We start from the raw sequence: 26,398 nt of genomic DNA, 5'->3' as shown, positions 1-26,398 counted from the left end.
GTGGCACTAGTTTTAAGACTTTGCCACAATTTTATTACTTAATATAAGTAACAGTATTTCCTGTTCTCGCAAGAGGTGCCATATCTGAAATTTGAGAGTATCCTAGTGCAAGTCCACCACAAATTGTTTCATTATTAGCTAGGCCCAATTTCATCATGTATTCATTAATGGACTCATTATCATCCAGCCAGTGAAGTTGATTTATCCAACAAGAGCCTATATCTAAAGATGTTGCTTCTAGCATCATGTTTTCCAAGGCAACAGAACAGTCCGCTATAGCATTACCGTATCCTCTTTGGTTTGCAACCACAATTAGTGTAGGGGCATTATATGTGAAATCATAGCCACCTTTTTTCGATGCTAGAATTGAATTCTTTATACTCTTGTATGTGTTCTTTTTAATCTCCATTTTCGCAAATTCTTTTTCTACCAGTAATTTCAGTTCTTGTAAAGTTTCTCGATTTTGTATTACGATAAAATGACTTGTTTGATTATTTCCACCACTTGGAGCAAAACGCCCCGCCTCAAGAATAAGAGAAAGTTTTTCTTCTGAGACCTGCTCTGGTTTATATTTACGTACACTTCTTCGTTTACTAATAACTTCTAACACTTGATTTCCCATAAAATTAACCTGATTTCTAAATATTAGACAAACTTATCAATCTAATATTTTCACTTTATTCGCTAATAAAGTGGTAGTATCACAGGATTCAACTACTAAGGTTAATACTCTCGTATTAAAATTCCATATATCTATCTATATACTAGACTGCCTTTATAATTCAATATTTAATATTCTTATAAAGTTCAACAGAATTGCCAGTGTTACTGAGCCCCTAAAATATACTATATCCACATAAGCCTTTCCTACTAGGTGTACTTATGCAGTTTATTATCTATTTTAAAGTTAATACTAAACTATTAGTCCTAATAATATTTTCCTATTTACTATCCAAAAATCAGGATTTTTCACCTCTTCTTTCTTTTTAATATTTCTATCTATTATTGACCATTTTTTCCATTCATGATAGTAATTAAATTTATATTTATACTTTTCATTTACATATTTATCTATCAATATTTGTGGAATTGATTCTTTGAATTTATAACTTCTTCTTGCTATAACCATGGCTGCACCGTTATGTATAACCATACCATATTGATGGCAGTATTTATATAATCCTATTTTACTTGTATAAGCAGGATGTACTTTTAACAATTCTACTCCTTCTCTATAGCAGGCACTTTCCAGCATAGTTAGTAGCTTGGAATAAATAAAATTATTTTTAATTCTAGCAAATTTACTATTTACATCTTTATCATTTTTAAACTTTAAATTTTCAATAGATATACCACATTCATACACTTTAGCTATTTTTACAACTTGAGCAATTAATTCACCACATAGATTTTCTCTTCGATTACCTTTGAAATATAGTAACTCATGTTGTTTTAAATAAGTATTCCATTTATAATTACCCTTATTATCAATCATAGTTAAAGCAAAACCATCTGGATTTGTGTCTATACCTATAACTCCATTATGTCCAGTATATATAACATCTGTTTCAGGTAACTCAAAGGTTATATGACAATAATATTTATCATTCTTTTTTATAATTTCTACCTGATAAGCTTCACCTGTTTGTAAATGATTTAAAAATAATTGTCTGTAATTAATACCATTAATTTTCTTCGTTTTCTTTGATAGTTTCTGTGGTAAATATATAGGTACTTGTATTTTAACAGCTCTATTTGATTCAGTTTTCTCTAAAGTAGATATTTCTAAAAAAGTCATATTATCTTTTACAATAACTCTTAAATTAGGATTACCATTTTTAGTTTTATCTCCACGAGAATATATTCTATTATTTCTACAATCTTTCCATTCTTTATTAGTAATTAGTCCTTTACATCTTCTTAAAAACATTTCTTTTCTTCCAAAAGTTACAGTTGGAATAGTTCCAGTAACAATAAAATTGTTCCAATAATCTAATTTTCTTTGTCTTTTAGCTAATTTACTTAATAGAGCATTTTTCTTTTTATCTGATAATTTTTTATTTTTATCAGATAGTATTTTTTCTATAGCTTTAACTTTTTTAGAATAATCATCATAATTCATTTTAATCAATTCTTTTTGTGATCGAATTGTTTGTCTTGCTGATTCCACAGCATCTTTCGCCTGTCTAATATTAAGATTATATTTCTTTGCTGCCATTTTTTCTAATTCAGATATTTTAATACCATTCAATATTTTTTTAAAAGAATATCTAATAACAGTACAAAATACTAACATCATATTATCAATTACAGATTTATTTATATCAGTTTCATTTATTAGAATTGCTTTCATTGTTATCTTCACTATTTTCATCTCTTTCATTAGGCTTTTAGTTTATCTTTATTATCTCCTCTTCTCAAAGTTTTAGTATTTACTCCAAATAATTTACTTGCTTTAGTTGTATCTATTCTTAGTAATGAGATGAAATATACTTTATCCAGCAATTTTATATGATTTTGTATAGCTTTATCCAATTATTCAGCAACTGTTGCTACCCCCATTTCTTGAAACTATATCAAAGCTTCTACAACTATCTATTAATACACTTAACCAACGGTTACAACATGGCTTCCGGTTAAAAGAAATCAAACAGAAAAACTTTCATCCCAGGGTAAATTGCAAATGCAAATCGCAATTTATTTTACAAGGCTAACCCACAAATGTGATATTGGCATTACAATTACAAGGGCAGGCAGCATATTTGCAATTGGAAAAGCTTTTATACCACTTATACGAAAACCTGTTGCTAGCATAATAATACCACCACAGGCAGTAAAGTCTGCAACCATTGTAGGTGTAGTCATGGGCAATATAAGTGACGCGCTTAAAAATAAGCATATTAATATAATAAATTGTGGAATACAAATAGTTAAAACTATATACCCAAGGGCGGTTGCAAAGATTCCTGCTGTGAAAAAATCAAGAAATGATTTTGCTAATAACACTGAATGATCACCAGTCATCCCCTCATTTAATGCTCCAAATATGCCTGTACCACTGGCACAAAATAGAACTACTATACCAACAAACTTTTCCATGAAATCTTTTTGATTATCTGTATCTCCCTTACTCGGAAAAATTCTTTCAATTGGTTTACGTATACGGCCTGCGCACCACTCAATTCCCTTTTCAAGTTTAATTAACTCACCTATAGCACTTCCAAGAATTAAAGATAAAATCACTGCAGGCATTGTATCCATCTTCATTATTAAACTTATTCCCATAGCCATTGATGCTACACCAAAAGTAAGGGGTAATGCTTTGCGTACTCTTTCTGGAATTTTATCTCCTAAAAATGCTCCAATTAAACCTCCAATAAATACCGAAAGAGCATTAACTATAACTCCAATAGGCATTATTTTTCCTCCAATCTATTTACTTTTTATAAATATAATTTCTAAATTTATAATATAATAATCAATTAATTGTTATATCAGTATAATTATACTACATTCTAGTAAGGCATGTGAAAATAAATAGTAAGTCAAAGATGCGACGAATATTTTGAATTGAGCAAGGAAGCAGGTGACCAGGATAGTGGGCTATCTGAGGGTTCTGCTGACGCAGTAGGATTGAAAATAGGCTAGCATACTGACTAGTTATTTATTTGAATATGCCTAATATATAAAAAATATCTAAATCACTTAGAACAAAATTATTATGAATTTCTATATCTTTTACATTATAAAATACCCTATAAAATAGATCTTTTATTAATTATCTATCTTATAGGGTATATTTTAAAAATATAACATCTTAATATTTTTGTAAGTAATTTAGTTTTTATTTATTAGTATTATTTAAATATCTTAATACGTTCTTCTAAAGGCTGATATTGCTTTTCATCTGGTTCTGCAATTGGTTTTCCAAAAGGCATTTGTGCAATTAGTTTCCAGTTATCTGGTATCTTCCATTGATTTTTTACATCAGTTTCAATAATTTCATTATAGTGTTGCAGCGATGCACCAAATCCTTCAATTTCTAGTGCTGTCCAGATAACATATTGGTGCATTCCACTTGATTGCTGAGACCAAATTGGAAAATTATCTTTATAAAGAGCAAATTGTTGTTGAAGTGATTCAATTACACTTCTATCCTCAAAGTATAAAATTGTACCATATCCATTTTTAAATGAATTTATTTTATCCTCAGTAGTACTAAATTGATCAGCTGGAACAATTTTTTTTAAATCCTCTTTTGCAATATCCCATAACTTATCATGATGTTTTCCTAATAACAAAACTACTCTTGCACTTTGAGCATTAAATGATGATGGAGTGTGTTTTACAGCATGCTCAATTATTTCTTTAATTCTATCATCTGAAGCAACTGCTTCTTTACTAATTCCATAAAATGTACGTCTATCTGCTACAGCATCCAAAAAATTTTTTCCCATATTAATCTCTCCCTTAATTTAAAATATATTTTTTTATTTACTATAATGCTTCCTTCTATATTAATTAAATATGTCTGTAACTTTTATATTCAGAAGCTAAATTCATTTTTTCTAATAAATGTTTAGTTATTAATATTCATTTCATTCATTTAATATACTTGATTATTTTTAGTAACTAACTCTATATTTATTATTACATAAACATAATTATTAGTCAATAATTATTTTCAACATTTTTAAAATATTCTTACATTTTAATTTACATCTTACTATTTATAGATATTCTTACTAGGTATTTATTCTAAGTATCGGTTTGTGATACTTAGAACTCGTTATCTAGGGACGTAGCAGCCGTTATCTCCCACTTTGATAGAAAAGCAGAGAACAAAAATCTTTGATTTTCTGTGAATCGCTTTCACAGAGTGGAATGGAAGTATTAGGTCTGGTAGTTATCGGATAAAAATAAGAAATAATCATTCATTAGATTTGAGAACAGCCATATTTCTTTATTAGAAATATGGTTTTAATAGTAAAATAGTAAAAAAACTGTGTCACAATGTATAGATATGCATTGTGATACAGCGTCCTTCTATATTATAAATAATATTCTTATTACTTGTTCCATTTTTCTGCCCACTTTTGAATTTCATCCATAGCATATTGCAGATCTCGTCCTTTTTCTGAAAGTTCATATTCTATACGCACAGGAGTTTCTGGATAAACTCTTCTGCTTATAATCCCTTCCCTTTCTAATTCTTTAAACCTTTCTGTTAGCATACGAGCACTCATATTGGGAATTGCCTCAGCTATATCAGAAAATCGCTTTTGTCCACTTAGAAGTGTTCTTATAATTAATCCAGTCCATCTTTTTCCTAATAATTCAAAAGCATTTTCAAATTTGGGGCACATATGATATTTTTCCATTAGATCACCCCCTAATCTTATTTTATCATATTTACTTAATAAAAGTAAGTATCTTATTATATTATACCAATATACATATATTCTTATTCTACTTTACATTATTAAGTAAATCTCCTCATTTCATTCCACAGTCTTATGTTATGAACATATATTTTTAATAATTTAATCTTAAAATCCATTTTTTTGCTTTAATTAATTTATAGAAAATATACTATCATAATTTCTATATAATTTGTTATTTTTGTAATAAAAAAAGTAAAAATTACAAATATTATATTTAATATTTAATTTGAAAAGAGGGTATACATGTTTGAAAAAATTAAAAATCATATACAATTTACAAAAAAGCTAAAGCAACAACAGGCTATAACTCATGAATCAAATAAATATGTGGAAGATAATTGTACTATATATATGGAAATAGATATTAATCTAAAAAATCTTAAAAAAACTATAGGCAAAAGTACTGATGTTATATTCAAGGAATTTACAATTGGTGTTAAAGAAAAAATTAAAGCTTTTATATGTGTTGTTGATTTTTTAGTAGATAAAAATAAAATTGAAGGATACATTAAAACAATGTCTATGTTTGATAAACCCATTGTGAACGATGATAGTACAGTGGTCTACTCGGATATTTTTACAACATTAAAAGAAAAATTATTATACTCAATTGATATAAAGGAGTCTGGATCCTTCAATGAAGTTCTAGAAAGTATATTATCAGGAAGTACAGTAATATTCATAGATGGCTACAATACTGCATTTATTATCGGCGCCCAATCTTCAGAACAAAGAAGTATTGATGAACCCAATTCAGAATTGAGCATACGTGGTAGTCGAGAAGGTTTTGTAGAAAACATTAAAGTAAATATATCCTTAATAAGAAAAATAATAAGAAATCCTAATCTGGTTTTTGAAACATTATATTTAGGAAAGCAAACCCATACCATGGTCTGTTTGGCATATATGGATGGACTGGTTAATCAAAATGTTTTGAAAGAACTAAAAGAACGATTAAATAAAATTGATGCTGATTTTATTTTAGAATCTGGTTACATTGAGCAGTATATTGAAGATAGACCATTTTCTATATTTGCTACAGTTGGAAATAGTGAAAAGCCAGATAAAGTTTCGGCAAAGATACTTGAAGGAAGAATAGCTATCTTATGCAATGGTACTCCCTGTGTACTAACTGTTCCCTACTTATTTATTGAGGCCTTTCAAGCCTCAGAAGATTATTATTCCAGACCCTTTGCAGATTCACTTATTAGAGCTGGTAGATTTTTAGCTTTTTTTATTTCCTCCTCATTACCTGCTTTATATGTATCAATAACATCTTTCCATCCTAAAATGATACCGCCCATACTTTTACTATCAATTGCTTCATCAAGAGAAGGGGTACCCTTTCCATCAGTTATAGAGGTTGGAATTATGTTATTTGGTTTTCAAGTAGTTAAAGAATCAGGAATTAGAATGCCAATACCCGGAGGACAAGCAGTTAGTATTATTGGAGCTTTAATAGTAGGTCAGGCAGCTGTTGCAGCAGGTATAATAAGTAATCCTGTAATAATTGTAGTAGCTTTAATGGGAATTACAGGCTTTATTATTAATCCTATATCAGATGCTGTTTTTCTTATAAGATTTTTACTTTTAGCACTAAGTGCTACCTTTGGATTTTTTGGATTTATCATAGGTATATTTATTATCCTAGCTCATATGTGCTCATTAAATTCTTTTGGTACTCCCTATTTAGCCCCATTTGCACCCACTATATGGAGTGAACTAAAAGATACTATTGTAAGATTTCCATTAAGATCTATGAAGTCAAAACCCAAATCAATTATTCATGGAAAATCAAATAAAGAAGCTAATAATTCTAAAGAGGGTGAGAAAACTTGAGAAAAAAGTTTTTTATTGCTATTAATATTATACTCTGTATTTTTATTTTAACAGGATGCTGGGACACAAGAGAATTGAATACTATAGGAGTAATCTACGCAATTGGATTAGAACAAGATGAAAATAAAAAGCAGATAATTTGTACTGTTCAGATTGCAATACCATCTGCATTAAAACAGGACGCATCAAGAAATGAATCTGCCGTAGAAATTTTAGAAGTCAGAGGTGCTACAATTTCTGATGCTATTAGAAACCTTACAGAAAAAGTTGATAGGTTTCCTGATTTTTCACAAAATAAAATAATTGTCATTGATGAAACACTAGCACGAAAAGGAATCTTACCCATACTTGATTTTTTTAAACGAAGTTATCAAGTCCATAATACTCAATGGATAGCCATAGCAAAACCTGGAAGAGTCAAGGAGGTACTGGGTGAACAACACGGAATTGGGAATATACAGGGTTCTTATTTAAATGACATTATTAATATTGGTAAAACCAATGCCAAAATTACAAATATTAATATGATGAATTTTTATAAAAGAACATTAGGTGATGGTATTGATCCTGTTGCCGGAGTAATAGGAACTGCTGAAATGCCAAACTTACCTATAGAAACAAAAAATAGTAATACTAGTAATGGAGTTAAATTTTCAGGAACAGCGGTTTTTAAGGGAGATAAATTAGTAGGTTATTTAAATACAGAAGAAACTAAAGGTTATAATTGGATAACTGGAGAGGTTAAAAATGGTAATATAAATATATCATCAATATTGAATTCAAATAGATTTATTGGCATTGGTTTAGAAAATTTAAAACCAAAAATAAAACCAGAAATAATAGATAATAAAATAGTATTTCATATTGAAGTAAAAGGGGAAGGGAATATAGATGAAGTACTGGATGCTACAGATTTTTCTGACACAAAGGTAATCAAACAATTAGAAGATCAGTTAGAAATTATATTGAAAAGTGAAATTAAAATGTGTCTTAATAAAATACAAAAAACATTTAATTCAGATATTGTGGGTTTTGGGAAAACTTTAAATAGAAAATACCCTAAAGTGTGGGAGGAAAAAAAAGACAACTGGAATGATGTATTTCCAACAGTACAATATACAATAGATGTAGATATACAGCTTAGAAGCCCAGGATTAATGGATAAACCAATTCAATCCGAAAAACTAAAATGATATTTTAAAATCACTCTAATTATCTCCTAAATAGCAAGCGGAAAAAATAATATACCATTACCAATAATAGAATTAGTACATAAATAAAACCACCTAAGATTAAAATGCTGGGAATTAAACCAGCCTGTATTAAAATATTTATAAAAAATTTTACATTAATCATAATTATTTTCATCCTTCATCATAATATATTTGTTAGATAGTCTCTAGATTTCATGTAATTTTAATATTCATATCTATCTATTTTTGATTTTTTCACCTTTATTTTTAACCAACAAATGATTAATAGTAAAGGTGGAATAATTATTTGAAAAGTATTAAACAAATACGGCAATGAAGCTTTATGTCCTAACCAAATATGATAGGCATAACTGGACTCAAATACAATAGAAAACCATGTTTCAATAATAGCACATATAAATATTAACCATTTACTAGGTTTTATTTCAAATAATGTGGAGAAACTTAATACAGCTGCATATAAAAATATTACTGTTTTATAAAAGCCTCCAATAAACAATATTATTACACCCACAGCATCTAGATTTGTTAATATATTTCCCACATCAATCATTTTAATTACTTCTAGTAAAGGTAAAGTTGAAATGGAAGCATAGTCAACTCCTATTGTACAGATAATTATAATAGTGGTGATTAATAGTAATACAGTAAATAAAATTATTGCTAAAATTGATGATTTGCGAATATTCTTTTGGTGATTTGTATAACACCAAATCATAGAAAAAGCAAATACTTCTCCATAGGGGAAATTTATCACCATGGGAAAAGATGAATTTAAAATAGGTTTTATTCCATTGCTTAATACAGGAGATAACTCTTTTATATCAAATTCTGGAGATATAATAACCATCATAATTGTAATTAAAATACAAAACATAAATATAGGCAGCATTATCTCACTGGTACGCCCCAGTACAGTAAGACCTAAGATTATGATATAAACCATAACAGCCATAATTGTAATATGTAAGACTAATCTTGGAGTTCTAGCAAGAAATGTTATTTTCATTAATTCACTAAAGTCACGAAGATTTCTACTAGAACCATAAAGGAAAAAAAGTCCATAAAGAAATGCAAGAGGTCTTCCTATGGATTTTCCAAGTAATTCAAAAACAATTTCAATAAAATTTTTTTTTGGAAATTGTTTTTGAAGTTCTGTATAAATAACTATTAAAATAATACCTATAATAGCGGAAAATATAATAACAATCCATGCATCTTGTTTTGCTTCTATTCCCAATGCAAAAAGAGTAGTACTTCCTATCTCAAATAATACAACTAAACAAAACAGTTGATGTTTACTGATAGACATCATTTCATATCTCCTATAAGGCATATTCAAATAAATAACTAGTCAGTATGCTAGTCAGCAAAACCCTCAGATAGCCCACTATACTGGTCACCTGCTTCCTTGCTCAATTCAAAATATTCGTCGCATCTTTGACTTACTATTTATTTTCACATGCCTAAATTTATTTTATTAGTTTCTTTTACAGTTTAACCAATATAATGATTATTATGTAAAACTATAGAGATAATTCTTAACTTATAAAAGGAAATGCATTTTTTTATTTCTGCTTTGCTATGCTTACATGGCTGCTCCCATTCCCCTCATATTATTTAAAGACAACGCTTAATAAAATCTGTTATTTATTAAGCGCTGTCTTTAAATGTCTATCCTCTATTTATTTGCATATTTTTAATTACAACTATAGCTTGAAGAACTATTAACTCTAACTTTCTTAATGTCTCGTTGTTTTACTAGCTTTAATACTGAATATGAACTAAAGATAATAGTATAACTAATTAATTTTATTAAATCAATTTCTTCATCATTTAATAATACAATTAATATATGTATATATGAAAGAAAATAAAATATATATGCCCACCTCTGAAGTTTCTTCCACTGTAAAGCATTCATTTTTTTTCTTACCTTTTTTAAGGATGTAACAAAAAGTGGAATTAATATAACAAAGGCTATTAATCCAACTGCTATATAAATTAAATACAATGTTGAATTTGTTTTACCACTAAGTATGTTAGGAAGTTTCAATACAAAGAATCTAACTAAATATAAAATTCCATGAGGCAATATAAATATAGAACCTAAAATTGCTAATTGAGCTCTAATACTCAATAACTTTCTTGTTACTTTCCACTTTGTGTTTAATGCCCCTGCAAACATTACTAAAATAAAAAAAGATATAGCAACATTTCCATGCATAAAAGCTTTTTCAATACTTAAAATTAATCCATTAAGCTTAGGATTTGAAACGATCCTTAGTATTTCATATATACTTATTAATATGGAAATAAGTGCAGCTAAAGAATAATAAATACTATAACGAGTCTTAATATTGGAAGTAAATCCTAAAGATAAAATAACAATTACAATTAATGAACAAATAAAAATCATATATGCATCTCCTTAACAATTATTGATAATGAATATCAGTATCAATTTTAATTTAATATTGTGTAAATGTCAATATGATTTCAAAATAATAGAGAGGCAAGTAATATACTCACCTCTTATAAAATATTTTCCTCAATTCAATTTCTGCTTTTCCATCTCTTCTATCATAGTATGAACATTATGAACAATCCCCGGTACATCCATCTTATCTGCATTTACTTCAACAAAACACATTTTATCCTTACCCTGAATTTCAATTTGCCTTATAGCTTCATCTAACTCGGCATTGGTATTCACCCTAGCAGTATACGCATTTCCGCCAAAAGCTTCTATAAGTTTTTCAAAATCCCAAACAGGTATGTTATTGTACTCAGTTGTTTTAGGAGTATTTAGGTAGGCTTCAATAGTATAATACTTATTATTTATTAAAAATATAATAGGCTTGCATCCATTATATATCATAGAGCTTAACTCCTGAGCTGTTAACTGAATAGATCCATCTCCAGTAAATAGAACTACACGACGATTTTTAGCGGCAATACAAGCACCAAAGGTAGCTGGAGTTGCATATCCAATGGACCCCCAATTATACTGACTTATATAGGTAACATTTTTAGGCAGCTTAACTTGTGCCATTCCAAGAGGAAGTGATCCTGATTCTACAATTACTATGTCATCTTCTTTAATGAATTTCTGTAACTTTGGATAATAGTACACTGATGAAATTTGATCATTTCCATTACTAGCACCATTTTCAGTATAAATCATTTTCATATTTGGTATAGGAAACGACTTCTTATCTACAACCTTAACCAACTCATTTAACAAATCTTCCATTAACACATTTTCATATACACTCATACCTACTTTTACATAATTATGCTGAATTTCTATAATGTTCACAGGATTTAATTGTGCGCTAAAGGAACCTGTATTGTAGTCTGACCAGATTGGTCCAATTGCCAAAATACAATCACAACTCTCAACGAAATCTTTGACTTCCAAGCTTCCCCATCTGCCTGCATATAATCCAATATAGTTTTTATGACTTTCGTTAAATGATCCTTTCCCCGTCATCATAGTGGCTACAGGTATATCCATTTTATCTGCTAAATTCTCAACTACAGCTTGAAGGTTATATCTTGACACCATGATATCTGGAAGAAGTATTGGCTTTTGTGCCTGATTAATAACCTGTTTTATATTATTAAGTGCCAATTGTAATGAATTTTTATTTGTCTGTGGTTTTGGTAGATTAGCCTCTCTTTTGGTTACTGGCTGATCAACTACATCAATGGCTATTACTAAATATACTGGTTTCTTCATTTCTTTAGCCTTCTGAATAGCTATTGGAATTTCAATTTGTGCATTATCCTTAGTAATTACTGCTGTGTATTCGGTTATATTTTTATAAATATTTTCATACACGGAATAATCCCCATTCATAAGTGTATGGTGCATCTTTCTATGTTCCATTTGAAGCATAGTTTTTGGAGCCCCCACTATATGAATAACTGGAATACATTCAGAATATGAACCTGCAATAGCATTACAAGCATTTAATTCTCCCACTCCAAAGGTAGTTATCATTACCCCAAGTCCTTTAATTCTTGCATAGGCATCTGTTGCATAACCTGCATTCAGTTCATTCCTGCAATTGACAAAATTTATTCTTTCATCTTTTTCTAAATTATCTAAAAGAGTAAAATTGTAGTCTCCAGGTACACCAAAGATTTCACTAACACCCTCACTATTTAGACAATTAAATAGGTATCGCCCTACAGTTAGTTCATTTTTTTGAAACATATAAAATCCTCCTCTGTAATGTAAACATATTTCTTAGTTTCAGAAAATATTTTTCTCTATAAATCTTAAAAATTATTTTATAGAAACTAATGCTGTTATCTTCATATTTATCCGATGACTACCAGACCTAATACTCCCATCACACTCTGTGAAAGCGATTCACAGAAAATCAAAGATTTTTGTTCTCTGCTTGCACTCTGTGAAAGCGATTCACAGAAAATCGAAGATTTTTGTTCTCTGCTTTTCTATCAAAGTTGAAGATAATGATATGTTTATTCTAACCTGTAGGCTAAACCTTATACCTAATTAAAACATACAGAATTTATTCAGTAAATCCTTTTAACTGCATTCTGTCATAATTTTGAAATAACGTCATTCCTATTTTGATTTTTTAACCTAATGTGCTATCTATTATACTTTCCAACAATATCACAGGCAATTTTATGTGCATTCTTTCCCATCTCACTGGAATCCAAAGTCAATATTTTTCCATCCTTTACAACAATCTTTCCATTAACTATAGTCATCTTAGTTAAACTAGAATTTCCAAGACATACTATAGATACAAGCGGATCATGACATCCTGCATATTCAATTCCATTAAGATCGAGTAAAATTATATCAGCCGCTTTTTCTTTATCCAGTCTACCTGTATCCTTTCTTCCTAGTACATCTGCTCCTCCACGGGTTGCAACTTTCAATATTTCATAGGCACTTAAACCTTTTGCACCATATTTAAGATGATTTAATAGATAAGCCCGTCTGATTTCTTCCCACATGTTAGATCCATCATTGCTTGCGCTTCCATCTACTGCTATACTGAGCTTGCCACCAGATTTTACTATGTCACTTGTTCTACAAATTCCGCTATTGAGTTTCATATTCGATGATGGACAATGGGCTATACCAGAACCCTTAAGAGAATTTATTTCTCTATCATTAAAATGTATTCCATGTGCAAACCATACATCTGATCCAGTCCACTCCAGTTCTTCCATAAGTTCAAAAGGTCTTTTTCCAAATTTCTCTATACAGAAATCTTCTTCATCCATTGTTTCAGCCAGATGAGTATGCATCATTACACCTCTTTTTCTAGCAAGATCTCTAGTTTCAATCATTAGCTCTTTTGTAACAGAAAAAGGTGAACAAGGTGCCAGAGCAATTCTAATCATAGAAAAATCATTTGCATTATGGTATTTACTTATTAATCTATCACTGTCTTCCAAAATCTGATTTTCAGTTTGAACAACTGACATAGGCGGTAACCCACCTTGGTCACGCCCTAAGGACATGGAACCTCTTGTAGCATGAAATCTAATCCCAACTTTTTTTGCAGCTTCAATTTCATAATCAATTAAATTTCCAGGCTCATCGCTTGGAAATACATAATGATGGTCAGATGTTAAAGTACATCCTGTACGAAGCAGCTCGCTAAATCCAACTACCGCTCCATAATATACAGCTTCTGGAGTTATATTCTTCCAGAACTCATAGAGTCCAATTAGCCATGGGAATAGTGGTTTCTCCTGAACTTCCTTTATACCCCTGAATAAAGTTTGATACAAATGATGGTGAGTATTTACAAATCCAGGTAATGCTACAAGACCTGAACAGTCAATAATCTCAGTATCTTCAGATGCTTTTAAATCTTTACCTATATCAGTAATTTTACAGCCATGGATTAATATATCTGATTGTTTAAAAGTTTCTTCCCTATCGTTGAAAGTAACAATATGCCTTATATTTTTTAATAATATGGATTTCATTTTAACTTCTTCCCCCTCCTGAATTAAAAAAACAAAAATAAAAAACCACTTCATAGTATTTAAAGTGGTTAACGTGACACTGTTATATAATATATAGTTTTATTTTCTCAAAAATCGATATTAGGCATATTCAAATAAATAAATAAATAGTCAGTATGCTAGCCTATTTTGACCTGACTAACTTGGCGTAAGTCTCCCACGTTCTCTGCTTTTCTTCAAGTGGGAGTTCAACGCCAAGTAAGCCATGCATTTGCAGTTCTAAAATTCAGATGGGGTAAAAGAATCCCCACCTGAATTAAGAACTTGCTTCAATCCTACTGCGTCAGCAGAACCCTCAGATAGCCCACTATCCTCGGAACCTGCTTCCTTGTTGGATTCAAAATATTCGTCGCATCTTTGACTTACTATTTATTTTCACATGCCTTACATTGAAATTTAAATTAATTATATATAGTTTTTAGATTGATGTCAAATATTATACTGACCATTTTCTCTTTTATTAGCTGCTCCCTTACTTATATAAGAACCTTCTACTACTTTTTCATAGCCTTTTTTTGCTATGATATTTTTAATATAATCTATATGGGGACATCTGTCATAATGATAATTGTCATTTACCATACAAGAAGATAGATGCACCACTACTTCACTCTTATCTATATTATTTTTAGCTTTTAACTTTTTCGAAAAATGTTCTAATTTAGAAGCAATTGTCTTTCCACAGCATCCTCCGCAGGTAAAAGAAATATATCTCGTATTATCATCATAGTCTTTAAATAATTCATCTCTATTATAGTAGGCATTAGTACAGGCAAAGCCGCTGCATCTTTTATGTGCAATATCACATTGAATAATAACCACATATTTTGTATTCATACTTTCATCTCCCTTTAATATCTAGTTAGTCTACAAGGTACAGAACCCCTTGTCATGGTTATGTTTTAAAATAAAGTTTTACATTTATTCTATAATACAAGTAAAATATATTATAAAGGATATTGTTAGATTAATATATCATTCTATATAAAATTTTTATGTTCAAATTTCTTCTAAATATATACTTCCCATAAATTTTTACTTCATATAAGTATAAAAAGCTTGTGAATTTTAATTTCGCAAGCTTTTATCTTCTTAAATTTGTAAATTTTCCATTTTTTACACCCCTGGGGTGTAATTTTAATTTCATTTTATCTATAGTGCAGCCTTAAAGATATTAAGAACATCTTCATAATCTATTGGTTTTAGACTACCTATTTTGCCTTTTCTAACAGATTGTTTTGCCATCTCTTCCAGCTTATCTTCTTTAATTCCCACTTCACTTAGTCTTGATGGAATTCCAAGTAAATCGAAATATTTTCTTGTTTTATTAATTGCAGTATTGGCTATATCGTATTTATCTTTACTTGAATCTATATTCCAAACATTTACTCCAAATTCTACAAATTTATCTACAGTGCTGTCATCTAGAATGTATTTCATCCAATAAGGAGTTAAAATTGCAAGACCAACTCCATGAGTAATGTCATAATAGGCACTGAGTTCATGCTCCATAGGATGAACAACCCAATTTTTATCTTTCCCATAGCTTAGAAGTCCATTTATTGCAAGACTGGAAGTCCACATTAAGTTTGCCCTTGCTTCATAGTTTTCAGGTTCATCCATAGCTTTTTTCCCATAATTTATGCAGGTCTTCAGCATGGCCTCGGCCATTCTATCCTGTAAAAATGCCTCTTTTGTGCTGCTAAAATACGACTCCATAATATGACTCATAATATCTGCAGTACCTGCTGCGGTCTGACTACTAGGTACACTGAAAGTATAAGTTGGATCTAATACTGAAAACCTTGGTACCATATCAGGATGACCAACTCCAATCTTTTCATTAGTATCCATATTTGTAATGACGCCAAAAATATCCATCTCAGAACCAGTTGCAGCTAAAGTTAATACACTTGCAATAGGAAGTACCTTAGAAATTTTACTTGAATCCTTAACAATATCCCAGGCATCCCCATCATAATAATATCCAGCTGCTATAACTTTGGCACAATCAATAGAACTTCCTCCTCCAACTGCAAGTACAATATCTATTTTATGTTCCCTGCAGATTTCAACACCCTTTCTTACCGTTGTTATTCTAGGGTTTGGCTCAACGCCAGAAAGTTCCCAAAATGAAATGGAATTCTTCTTTAATCCATTGATAATATCGTCATAAATTCCATTTCTTTTTATACTTCCTCCACCATATACAAGAAGCACTTTTGAACCATATTTTTTTATTTCATCAGGTAATACACTTATCTGGCCTTTTCCAAAAAACACTTTAGTTGGAATAGAATAATTAAAATTTACCATATAAACACCTCTCACTTTATATTTCCTATATCTTATTTAAAGCATAAGTTCTTATCTTTAAGTTCAGGCATCTCTGGAAATAAATATGAAAACAAAAATGCCTTATATATAATTTTAATATTATGGTATACAAAATACAAGTGAGCAATTTTTAAATATTATTTACTACTATGACGCTTTTTAAGGAAATAGTTTACTGCTTTTCTAATTAGGCACATTCAAATAAATAACTAGTTAGTATGCTAGGCTATTTTTAGCTAATCAATACTCTTTCACCAGCTTCTTTATGTACTTCTAAATTATTGCTATTAGTGTCCTTAATTCTTTTAGGAATTCTTATTGTGGCTGCTATAAGAACTGAAATAATACACAATACCCCTACAACTACAAATGTAATTTTGAAGCCTCCTAGCAGTGCTCCTATAAATGATCCTGAAAGTGCTCCTAATCCGAATCCTTGATATATAATTCCATAGTTCTTATTATGATTTTTCAAGCCGAAGAAATCACCTACTATAGCAGGAAAGACTGTAATATTTCCACCAAAACAAAATGCGATTCCAGCAACACAGGCAAAGAAAATTCCAAAGTCTAAATGTACAAAACTCAATACAAACACAGAGATAGCAGTAACTGTAAGTGAGAATAATACTACTTTTAATCTACCTACTTTATCTGATAGCGCACCCAATATAATTCTTCCTGCTGTATTAAATATTGCTACCATAGCTACGGCATTTGCAGCCATATCTGGTTTAATCCCAACCAATTGGACACCTATATCTTTAACAATTCCTATTAGATAAAGACCACTCATACATGCTGTAAAGAATATTGTAAATAAAAGATAAGCTTCTTTAGTTTTTAGCATTTCCTTTACAGTAAAGTTATTTTCATTTGAATTATTAGCACTAACCTTTTGAGATGGTGCATTCTTTAATAATTGAGCGCCACTTACTACTAACACCATTGCTATAATACCCCAATATAAGAATGCTTCTGAAACACCCTTGCTGCTAATTAAACCTCCATTAATATATTTAAATACCAAACTTCCAGTTCCATAGGCTCCTACAGAAATACCTGATATAAGACCCTTTTTCTCTGGAAACCACTTAATACAATTTGAAAGTGAAATAATATATGCAATACCATCTGCAGCTCCAACAATCACACCTGCAGTAATATATAGCATAGATAGTGAACTGACTTTAGATGTTAAGAATAAACCAATACCCAGTATTATTCCAGTAATTGTTATAAGTTTTCTAATTCCCAGTTTATCTTGAAGCTTACCTGCAAATAATGTGGCAAATGCTAGAGCAAAACTTGTAATGGAAAATGTAAGAGCTACTTTATTTAGTTGCCATCCAAACTTATTTACAAGAGGTCCATTAAATAAACTCCAAGTATAGATTGTTCCTAGACCCAATTGACAGATCACTGTACCTATTGCTATTAACCAGCGTTTTTCTGATGTGCTTTTCATTTTAAAATTCTCCTTACATTCATATTCTAATTTTATCTAGATTAATATAGTAACTAAATAATATTTTTATATTGTTGTAAACATTTTCTTTTTTTAAATTATATATTAATTCAATACAAAATTATTAAATGTTGAATGAAATGCAAAAAAAACTACATGAAATACAATTATATATTCATAAGTTGTGGGTTTCCTTTATTCACAGTATTATGACAACATCAGTAACAGCTTGTTTTTATTTTCATAATCTATAGTGACAATTAAAATAAAATAGCAATAATCAGGAGGTAAATTTATGGATAATAATGGTTCAGAGTATTATCATTGGGAAGCTCATGATAGTCGGGGTGCTACCGGCCCTACTGGTGCTATCGGCCCTACTGGACCTACCGGTGCTGCTGGGCCTACTGGTCCTGTTGGTCCTGTTGGTGCTACTGGTGCTATCGGTCCTGTTGGTCAAGGATTATCAGCATATGCGTACATTTACAACTTAGCTGCTCAAGTTGTACCATTAGAAGCAGATATTATCTTTAGTACTAACGGTATCCTCACAGCAGGCATAACACATGCACAAGATACAGCTTCAATTGCCCTTGTTAATGCAGGAGACTATGCAATATGGTTTAATGTTGCAGGTGTAGAACCAAATCAATTTACTCTATTCCAAAATGGTGCTCCGGTTTCTGGTGCAACCTATGGCTCTGGAGCTGGCACTCAACCTAATCCTGGCATGGTAATTATTACATCTGCCGCCGGTGATACGTTAACTATAAGAAACCATACTAGTGCTGCTGCAGTCACCTTACAAACTTTAGTAGGTGGAACCCAAATCAATGACAATGCTTCTATATTGATTCAACAAATAAGTTAGTTAAACTGTAATTGTAAATTTTTCTACGGAAAATTAAACAACCCTATACACGGATTTTGTTTTTAAAATTTGACAACTGAAAAACGGTACACAATATTATGAGTGTACCGTTTTTTATATTATTTTCTTGCTTTCAATAATAATTCTATATTTTTAAGTTTTATATATATACTGGCATAGGATCAATCTTTAATTTATTTTCAACGATCTCTACCTTATTGTCATTAAATAAGTACAATCTGTGTATAAGAACCAATACCTCATCACCTAACTTAAAAGCACTTTGCTCTAAGGAACGAGTACCTGTAATTTCGATATTTCCTATTTTAACAGTAATTATCCAATTAGAACCGGCAAAAGAAATGTCAGTAACTATACCTTTATCAGAGGCAGATACATATTGCACTTCACCTTTTTTGCCAATCTGAATAAATTCTGGTCTTATAATAGCTTTGGATCCTTGTGGTATATCCTTAAATGCCTTAAATTCTTCAAAGTTTTCAATAACATTAGATTCACCAATAAATTTTGCTACAAAAGCAGTTTTAGGCTCTTTATATATCTCTACAGGCTCTCCTTTCTGCTCAACGGTTCCTAAATTAGTTATGATAATCTCATCTGCTACTTCTACTGCTTCTTCCTGATCATGGGTCACAAAAATACTTGTTATACCTAACTTGTGTATCATCTGTTTAAGCCATGTTCTAAGTTCTTTTCTTACCTTAGCATCAATGGCTGCAAAAGGCTCATCTAAAAGAAGCAATTGTGGGTTTGGTGCAAGGGCCCTAGCAAAAGCAACTCTCTGTCTCTGCCCTCCGGATAATTGACTAGGATATCTCTTTTCTAACCCTTTAAGCCCTACAAGTTCTATTAATTCTAATACTCTCTTCTTTATCTCATTTTTATTTACCTTTTTAATCGAAAGTCCAAAAGCTACGTTTTGATAAACTGTCATATTTCTAAAAAGCGCATAGTTTTGAAAAACAAATCCTATTCCTCTTTTGCCCGGAGCTATATCATTAACTAATTTTCCATCAATATATATTTCACCACTATCAGCAGTTTCAAGACCTGCAATAATACGAAGTATTGTAGTTTTACCACTTCCACTAGGTCCTAATAGTCCTATTAATTTCCCACGTTCTATTTCAAATGATACATTTCTTGATGCTTTATAATTTCCGAACTTTTTATTAAGATTTTTAACTTCAACATACATTTTATCTCACCTCTTTTTTCGCTTTCCATTCGATAATATTTCTTAAAATTAAAATAATAACCGCTATAAATACTAAGAGTGATGATACTGCAAAAGATGCAGAAAACTGATATTCATTGTATAATATTTCTACGTGTAATGGTAGGGTGTTGGTTTCCCCTCTTATATGCCCAGATACTACAGAAACCGCTCCAAATTCTCCTATGGCACGTGCACTACATAATACAACTCCATATAAAAGAGCCCATTTTATATTAGGAAGTGTTATCCTTCTAAATATTGTCCATAAATTTGCTCCCATAGATGCTGCCGCTTCCTCCTCATCAGTACCCTGAGCAATCATTAAAGGTATTATTTCCCTAGCTACAAAAGGGAAAGTTACAAATACTGTTGCTAATACTATACCCGGCAAGGCAAATATTATTTTTATGTCATTTGCAAATAAAATGTCATAAAATAAACCTCCTCTACCAAATGTGAGTACATATATTAATCCAGCTATAACTGGTGAAATAGCAAAGGGAAGATCTATTAATGTAATTAAAAAATTTCTACCACGAAATTTAAACTTTGTTACAGCAAAGGCCATTATGACTCCAAATATTGTATTTAGCAAAACTGCTATTCCAGAAGCCACTAAAGTAAGCCTTATAGCTGAAAGAGTATTTATATCTGTAATAGCTGCTATATATGCTTCTCTGCCTTTTCTAAAAGCCTGTATAAATATTAATATCAATGGCATTCCAAGCATTATAAATAGAAATATTATTGTTATTGCTATAAGTAAGAACTTAATTGCTTTAGATTTAGTATAATATCCTTTTTCCAATTTTTTCACCCCTTATCTATACTTGTTGGCTCTCCATTGAATTAAATTTATAACAAATAACATGAAAAATGAAAATATCAGCATAACTAAGGCTATAGCTGTAGCTCCTGAATAATCAAATTGTTCAAGTTTAGTCATTATTAAAAGTGGTGCTATTTCAGTTTTCATAGGTTTATTACCTGCTATAAACACAACAGAACCATATTCTCCTATTCCTCTTGCAAAAGCAAGTGAAAATCCAGTTAGAAGAGGTGCAATAAGTTGTGGAAATATTATCCTTACAAAAGCCTGTATCCTGGATGCACCTAAAATAGAAGCTGCTTCCTCTATACTAGAATCTAAATTTTCTAAAACAGGTTGTACAGTACGTACAACAAATGGTATACCTATAAATACTAATGCCACAGTAATTCCAAAGGTTGAAAATGCTCCCTGTATACCAAACTTAGCTAGTATAGAACCAAGCCACCCATTTTTTGAGTAAAGTGTTGTTAATGAAATACCTGCAACAGCTGTAGGAAGGGCAAAGGGCAAATCTATGCATCCATCTAAAAATTTTTTAAAAGGGAAATCATACCTTACTAATACCCAAGCAATAATTAATCCAAATACAACATTTATTGCAGCAGCTAAAAATGCACAACCAAAACTCACTTTGTATGATGCTACTGTTCTTGGATCTGTTATAATTTTTAAAAATTCTACAAGTCCCCCTTTAGATGTTTCAATTAATACTGTACTAAGTGGAATTAAAACTATTAAGCTCAAATATAAAATAGCTAATCCCATAGATATACCAAACCCCGGAATAACTCTTGTTTTTTTAGCCACTTATGTCGCCTCCCCATATGTTTATCCAATAACTCTTTAACTCCGGTGTCAATAAAAGCATCATAAAAATATATAATAAATTCTAAGTTTCAGAATAATAATTACAATCTGAAACTTAGATTTCTGTTTATCTGATGACTAGTCGCTATAATACTCCACCCTCAAAAGGTGGAGATAATAGCGACACGTCCCTGGATAATTCATCTAAACTTAGCGGGAGTACAAATTCCCACTAATTAAGATTCATTGATATCATAGTATTATTTTTTAGGTTGATATATCTGATCAAATGTTCCTCCATCAGCAAAATGAGTCTTTTGAGCTTTAGCCCATCCGCCAAATTCATCATCAATAGTAAATAAATTTACTTTAGCGAAGTTATTTTTATATTTTTCAGCAATTTCTTTATCTCTTGGACGATAGTAGTTTTTTGCAGCTATTTCCTGACCCTCTTTAGAATATAGATATTTTAAATACTCTTGTGCAACTTCTTTAGTGCCTTTTTTGTCAGCAACTTTATCTACAACCGCTACTGATGGTTCAGCAAGTATACTTATAGATGGTACAACTATATCAAATTTATCTGCACCTAATTCCTTTACAGATAGATAAGCTTCATTTTCCCAAGCTATAAGAACATCTCCTACTCCTCTTTCAACAAAAGTAGTAGTAGCACCTCTTGCTCCTGAATCCAATACTTCAACATTTCCATATATCTGTTTAACAAAATCTTTAGCTTTATCTTGATCATTATTATTCTTCTTTAAAGCATATCCCCAAGCAGCAAGATAGTTCCATCTAGCACCACCAGAAGTTTTAGGATTTGGAGTTACAATTGAAACTCCCTTCTTTGTTAAGTCATCCCAATCCTTTATATTTTTAGGATTTCCTTTTCTAACAAGAAATACTATAGTTGATGTATACGGAGCACTATTATCTGGAAGTTTTTTCATCCATCCTTCATTAATTAGTCCTTCCTTTTGAATTGCATCTACGTCGTAGGCTAGAGCCAAAGTAGCAACATCCGCTTCTTGGCCTTGTATGATGGACCTACTCTGTGCCCCAGAACCACCATGGGATTGTTTTATAGTTACATCTTGACCAGTTTTTCCTTTCCAATATTTCGCAAAGGCTTTATTGTATTCCACATATAATTCCCTAGTTGGATCATAGGAAACGTTTAAAAGTTCCACTGGCTTTTTTTCAGCTGATTTTTTTTCATTTGTTGCTTCTCCACTATTCTTATTTCCACATCCGGCAAAAGTTAACAATGTCAAAATACTAATTAATGAAATTAAAATACCAAACTTAATTTTTTTCATAAAGAGCCCCCCCTATTTGTGTTTAAAAATAATTTGATTTATCAAAATGCTAATTCTAAGCATTCTGACTTAATACATAATTTTTTCATATTATTACCCCCTGAATATCTATGTAATAATTTTTCATAGTAATCTTATAAGATTACTATGATATATATATTATAATACAATTATATTTGATGTCAATATTAAAATACATATTTAAATATAAAATGTTAAAAATATTAAAAATATAAGTTAAAAGTAAAAATATACTATAGTAAAAAAATAGATTTAGTAACTAAAAAAAACGGCACACACTATTATGAGTGTACCGTTCTCTATACTATTTTTTTACTTTTAATAATAATTCTATGTTTTTCTTATTTTCTTCTTGCTGCTCCATTAGTATATCGATCTTCTTATGTAAGTCCTCTATTATAATCTCTGACTTTAGATTTACAAGATAGTCATTAGCAGCAGTTAACCTATCCTTTTCAGACTCACGATTCTGTGACATCATAATTATAGGCGCTTGTATAGCTGCAACACAGGATAGTGCTAAATTTAACAATATAAATGGATAAGGATCAAATGCCTTTCTTGATAACAAAACTGCATTTACTACTATCCAAACTACAAGTACAGTTACAAAACTTATTATAAATGGCCAGCTTCCACCAAAGGAAGCAATTTTATCTGCAACTTTTTGTCCAATTGTAAGCTTTTCATCATGAATATTATTTATATTTTTTGAAATCTTTCCACTTATAAGTTCATGTATTAATTCTTCGCTAATATTAGATCCATCTAAATCTCTATCGTTATCCAGTATCTTCTTTACTAATTTTTCTTTATTGATTTTATCACTCATATTATTACCTCTCTTATATTTAAGGTAATTATAGCACTTTTTAGATAAGGGATAATACTATTTTTAATAAGGATTTTAACTGTAAATTATTATCTTAATTGTATTATCCATTTAAAAATACTGTAAATTCAATTAAAACTTAGGCATATTCAAATAAATAACTAGTCAGTATGCTAGCCTATTTTGAATCCTACTGCGTCAGCAGAACCCTTAGATAGCCAAACTATCTTCGGAACCTGCTTCCTTGTTGGATTCAAAATACTCGTCGCATCTTTGACTTACTATTTATTTTCACATGCCTTACATACTTCTAAAACAGCTCCTCTATTCCCTGATGTAACTAAAGCTGCATATCTTGCAAGATATCCTGTTGTAATTTTTGGCTTTCTAGGCTTCCAGTTTGCTCTACGTTTTTCTAGTTCAGTATCACTTATTACAAAGTCAATCCTATTCGCCATAATATCAATACGAATAATATCTCCATCTTCTATCAACGCAATATTTCCACCTACTGCGGCTTCTGGAGATACATGTCCAATTGCTGCCCCCCTAGTTGCACCACTAAAGCGTCCATCTGTAATAAGTGCTACACTTTCACCAAGACCACGTCCCATAATTGCAGATGTTGGATTCAGCATTTCTCTCATACCAGGGCCTCCTTTAGGTCCTTCATAACGTATAACCACAACATCACCTGCTATAATTTTCCCAGAGTTTATTGCTTCCATGGCATCTTCTTCACAATCAAAAACTCTTGCAGGGCCTTGGTGCTTTAGCATTTCAGTTGAAACCGCAGAACGCTTCACAACACATGAGTTAGGTGCTAAATTACCTTTTAATACAGCAATTCCCCCAGTCCTACTGTAAGGATTTTCTACAGTTCTAATTACCTCTGTATTTTTGTTAATGCAACCTGCAATATTTTCTCCTACGGTTTTACCCGTACATGTAATCAAATCCGTTCTAAGTAAACCCAATTTATTGATTTCATTCATAACTGCATAAATACCGCCTGCTTCATTAAGCTCTTCAACATAATTATGTCCTGCAGGTGCAAGATGACAAAGATTAGGTGTTTTTTCACTGATTTCATTTGCAATATCAACATTTAACTCAATACCACATTCATGGGCAATTGCAGGAAGATGAAGCATGCTATTAGTACTGCAACCCAAGGCCATATCCATAGTTAAAGCATTTATAAAGGTATCTTTAGTCATGATGTCTCTCGGTTTTATGTTCTTTTTAAATAATTCCATGATTTGCATACCTGCACGCTTTGCAAGCTGAATACGTTCTGAATACACTGCTGGAACAGTTCCATTACCCTGTAATCCCATTCCAAGTACTTCTGTTAAACAATTCATACTGTTAGCTGTGTACATACCAGAACATGAGCCGCAAGTTGGACAGGCTTTATTTTCAAATTCCTCTAATTTTTCCTTTGTAATTTTTCCTGCATTAAATGCACCATCTGCTTCAGATACACTAGAGAAACTGACTTTATGCCCATCCACTTTTCCTGCAAGCATTGGTCCACCACTTACAAATATGGTTGGAATATTTAATCTAGCCGCTGCCATTAATAATCCAGGAACATTTTTATCACAATTTGGAACCATAACTAAAGCATCAAATGCATGAGCTAGTGTCATAGCTTCTGTAGAATCCGCAATCAATTCTCTTGTGGCAAGAGAATATTTCATTCCCTGATGCCCCATTGCCAAGCCATCGCATACTGCAATAGCAGGAAATACAAAGGGAGTCCCCCCAGCCATTGCTACACCAAGTTTTACTGCATCTACAATCTTGTCCAAATTCATATGTCCTGGAACGATATCATTTTTAGAGCTAACAATACCGATCAAAGGCTTTTTCATTTCCTCATTTGTTAATCCAAGAGCATGGAATAATGCACGTTTAGGTGCACTTTTAGTTACTGAATCGCTATTCATAATATGAACACCTCTATAATATATTCTTAGTTGTATGTATTTATTGTATGATGTATGATGTCCAATGTCAATAATGTAATTATACTTCTATGTAAATGAATCTTATTTAGTATAAATTTAAACTTCCTCTAAATTTATATGAATTATCTATAGAAATTCTTTAACCTGACTAACTTGGCGTAAGTC

22 protein-coding genes are annotated in these 26,398 nt (G+C 30.8%); 3 read left to right on the top strand and 19 right to left on the bottom strand.

Annotated features, from left to right (window positions below; translation table 11 throughout):
• Nucleotides 1-34: 34 nt before the first annotated feature.
• From RH99_RS06455 to RH99_RS06435, 6 genes are all read right to left on the bottom strand, one after another.
• Nucleotides 35-622: a nitroreductase family protein gene (locus RH99_RS06455; RefSeq protein WP_010235545.1), complete on the bottom strand. Its 588-nt coding sequence runs from the start codon at nucleotides 620-622 to the stop codon at nucleotides 35-37.
• A 291-nt stretch (nucleotides 623-913) separates the two neighbouring features.
• Nucleotides 914-2,374 (bottom strand): SSO2105 N-terminal domain-containing protein, encoded by a 1,461-nt coding sequence (locus RH99_RS06450; RefSeq protein ID WP_243441461.1) that lies wholly within the window; start codon nucleotides 2,372-2,374, stop codon nucleotides 914-916.
• An 8-nt stretch (nucleotides 2,375-2,382) separates the two neighbouring features.
• Nucleotides 2,383-2,535 (bottom strand): MerR family transcriptional regulator, encoded by a 153-nt coding sequence (locus RH99_RS19210; RefSeq protein WP_158511940.1) that lies wholly within the window; start codon nucleotides 2,533-2,535, stop codon nucleotides 2,383-2,385.
• A gap of 162 nt (nucleotides 2,536-2,697) precedes the next feature.
• Nucleotides 2,698-3,417 carry a DUF554 domain-containing protein gene (locus RH99_RS06445; RefSeq protein WP_010235541.1) on the bottom strand — a complete coding sequence of 240 codons (720 nt, stop codon included), beginning with the start codon at nucleotides 3,415-3,417 and terminating at the stop codon, nucleotides 2,698-2,700.
• A 440-nt stretch (nucleotides 3,418-3,857) separates the two neighbouring features.
• Nucleotides 3,858-4,457 (bottom strand): nitroreductase family protein, encoded by a 600-nt coding sequence (locus RH99_RS06440; RefSeq protein WP_010235539.1) that lies wholly within the window; start codon nucleotides 4,455-4,457, stop codon nucleotides 3,858-3,860.
• A 612-nt stretch (nucleotides 4,458-5,069) separates the two neighbouring features.
• Nucleotides 5,070-5,381, bottom strand: coding sequence for a winged helix-turn-helix transcriptional regulator (locus RH99_RS06435; RefSeq protein ID WP_010235537.1), 312 nt, complete (start codon nucleotides 5,379-5,381; stop codon nucleotides 5,070-5,072).
• Between the two features lie 306 nt (nucleotides 5,382-5,687).
• Here RH99_RS06435 and RH99_RS06430 point away from each other — a divergent pair, with 306 nt between their 5' ends.
• The gene (locus tag RH99_RS06430; protein WP_010235535.1) at nucleotides 5,688-7,283 is read left to right on the top strand and encodes a spore germination protein; all 1,596 of its coding nucleotides are present in this window, start codon (nucleotides 5,688-5,690) and stop codon (nucleotides 7,281-7,283) included.
• Nucleotides 7,280-8,476, top strand: a complete 1,197-nt coding sequence (locus RH99_RS06425) for a Ger(x)C family spore germination protein (protein ID WP_010235532.1) — start codon at nucleotides 7,280-7,282, stop codon at nucleotides 8,474-8,476. The genes RH99_RS06430 and RH99_RS06425 overlap by 4 nt, the downstream gene beginning before the upstream one ends.
• A 223-nt stretch (nucleotides 8,477-8,699) precedes the next feature.
• Here RH99_RS06425 and RH99_RS06420 read toward each other — a convergent pair whose 3' ends face one another.
• From RH99_RS06420 to RH99_RS06390, 7 genes are all read right to left on the bottom strand, one after another.
• Nucleotides 8,700-9,812, bottom strand: coding sequence for a GerAB/ArcD/ProY family transporter (locus RH99_RS06420; RefSeq protein ID WP_026038421.1), 1,113 nt, complete (start codon nucleotides 9,810-9,812; stop codon nucleotides 8,700-8,702).
• Between the two features lie 384 nt (nucleotides 9,813-10,196).
• Nucleotides 10,197-10,916 (bottom strand): ferric reductase-like transmembrane domain-containing protein, encoded by a 720-nt coding sequence (locus tag RH99_RS06415; protein ID WP_010235526.1) that lies wholly within the window; start codon nucleotides 10,914-10,916, stop codon nucleotides 10,197-10,199.
• 132 nt (nucleotides 10,917-11,048) lie between these two features.
• The gene (locus RH99_RS06410) at nucleotides 11,049-12,722 is read right to left on the bottom strand and encodes an alpha-keto acid decarboxylase family protein (protein WP_010235523.1); all 1,674 of its coding nucleotides are present in this window, start codon (nucleotides 12,720-12,722) and stop codon (nucleotides 11,049-11,051) included.
• A gap of 404 nt (nucleotides 12,723-13,126) precedes the next feature.
• Nucleotides 13,127-14,488, bottom strand: a complete 1,362-nt coding sequence (locus RH99_RS06405) for an 8-oxoguanine deaminase (RefSeq protein WP_010235521.1) — start codon at nucleotides 14,486-14,488, stop codon at nucleotides 13,127-13,129.
• Between the two features lie 468 nt (nucleotides 14,489-14,956).
• Nucleotides 14,957-15,364, bottom strand: a complete 408-nt coding sequence (locus RH99_RS06400) for a CGGC domain-containing protein (protein ID WP_010235519.1) — start codon at nucleotides 15,362-15,364, stop codon at nucleotides 14,957-14,959.
• A gap of 315 nt (nucleotides 15,365-15,679) precedes the next feature.
• The gene (locus RH99_RS06395) at nucleotides 15,680-16,843 is read right to left on the bottom strand and encodes an iron-containing alcohol dehydrogenase (RefSeq protein ID WP_010235517.1); all 1,164 of its coding nucleotides are present in this window, start codon (nucleotides 16,841-16,843) and stop codon (nucleotides 15,680-15,682) included.
• Nucleotides 16,844-17,096: 253 nt separating this feature from the next.
• On the bottom strand, nucleotides 17,097-18,332 hold the full coding sequence (locus RH99_RS06390; RefSeq protein WP_010235515.1) for an L-lactate MFS transporter: 1,236 nt from the start codon (nucleotides 18,330-18,332) through the stop codon (nucleotides 17,097-17,099).
• Between the two features lie 295 nt (nucleotides 18,333-18,627).
• On the opposite strand from RH99_RS06390, the gene RH99_RS19885 reads away from it, so the two are divergent.
• Nucleotides 18,628-19,203 (top strand): collagen-like triple helix repeat-containing protein, encoded by a 576-nt coding sequence (locus RH99_RS19885; protein ID WP_010235513.1) that lies wholly within the window; start codon nucleotides 18,628-18,630, stop codon nucleotides 19,201-19,203.
• 160 nt (nucleotides 19,204-19,363) lie between these two features.
• Here RH99_RS19885 and RH99_RS06380 read toward each other — a convergent pair whose 3' ends face one another.
• The 6 genes from RH99_RS06380 to ilvD form a co-directional block, all read right to left on the bottom strand.
• Nucleotides 19,364-20,422, bottom strand: coding sequence for a sulfate/molybdate ABC transporter ATP-binding protein (locus RH99_RS06380; protein ID WP_010235511.1), 1,059 nt, complete (start codon nucleotides 20,420-20,422; stop codon nucleotides 19,364-19,366).
• Between the two features lies 1 nt (nucleotide 20,423).
• The gene (gene cysW / locus RH99_RS06375) at nucleotides 20,424-21,251 is read right to left on the bottom strand and encodes a sulfate ABC transporter permease subunit CysW (protein ID WP_010235508.1); all 828 of its coding nucleotides are present in this window, start codon (nucleotides 21,249-21,251) and stop codon (nucleotides 20,424-20,426) included.
• 12 nt (nucleotides 21,252-21,263) lie between these two features.
• Nucleotides 21,264-22,082: a sulfate ABC transporter permease subunit CysT gene (gene cysT, locus RH99_RS06370; protein ID WP_010235505.1), complete on the bottom strand. Its 819-nt coding sequence runs from the start codon at nucleotides 22,080-22,082 to the stop codon at nucleotides 21,264-21,266.
• Between the two features lie 260 nt (nucleotides 22,083-22,342).
• Entirely contained in the window at nucleotides 22,343-23,404 is a 1,062-nt protein-coding gene (locus RH99_RS06365) for a sulfate ABC transporter substrate-binding protein (protein ID WP_010235503.1), read from the bottom strand.
• 325 nt (nucleotides 23,405-23,729) lie between these two features.
• Nucleotides 23,730-24,257, bottom strand: a complete 528-nt coding sequence (locus RH99_RS06360) for a DUF1003 domain-containing protein (protein ID WP_010235499.1) — start codon at nucleotides 24,255-24,257, stop codon at nucleotides 23,730-23,732.
• Nucleotides 24,258-24,538: 281 nt separating this feature from the next.
• Nucleotides 24,539-26,212: a dihydroxy-acid dehydratase gene (gene ilvD, locus RH99_RS06355; RefSeq protein ID WP_010235497.1), complete on the bottom strand. Its 1,674-nt coding sequence runs from the start codon at nucleotides 26,210-26,212 to the stop codon at nucleotides 24,539-24,541.
• Nucleotides 26,213-26,398 lie beyond the last annotated feature (186 nt).

It is taken from the genome of Clostridium arbusti SL206 (assembly GCF_000246895.1).
Classification (GTDB): domain Bacteria; phylum Bacillota; class Clostridia; order Clostridiales; family Clostridiaceae; genus Clostridium_I; species Clostridium_I arbusti.
The sequence above is the reverse complement of the archived record's forward strand: the minus strand, read 5'-3'. Positions and strand labels throughout refer to the sequence as shown.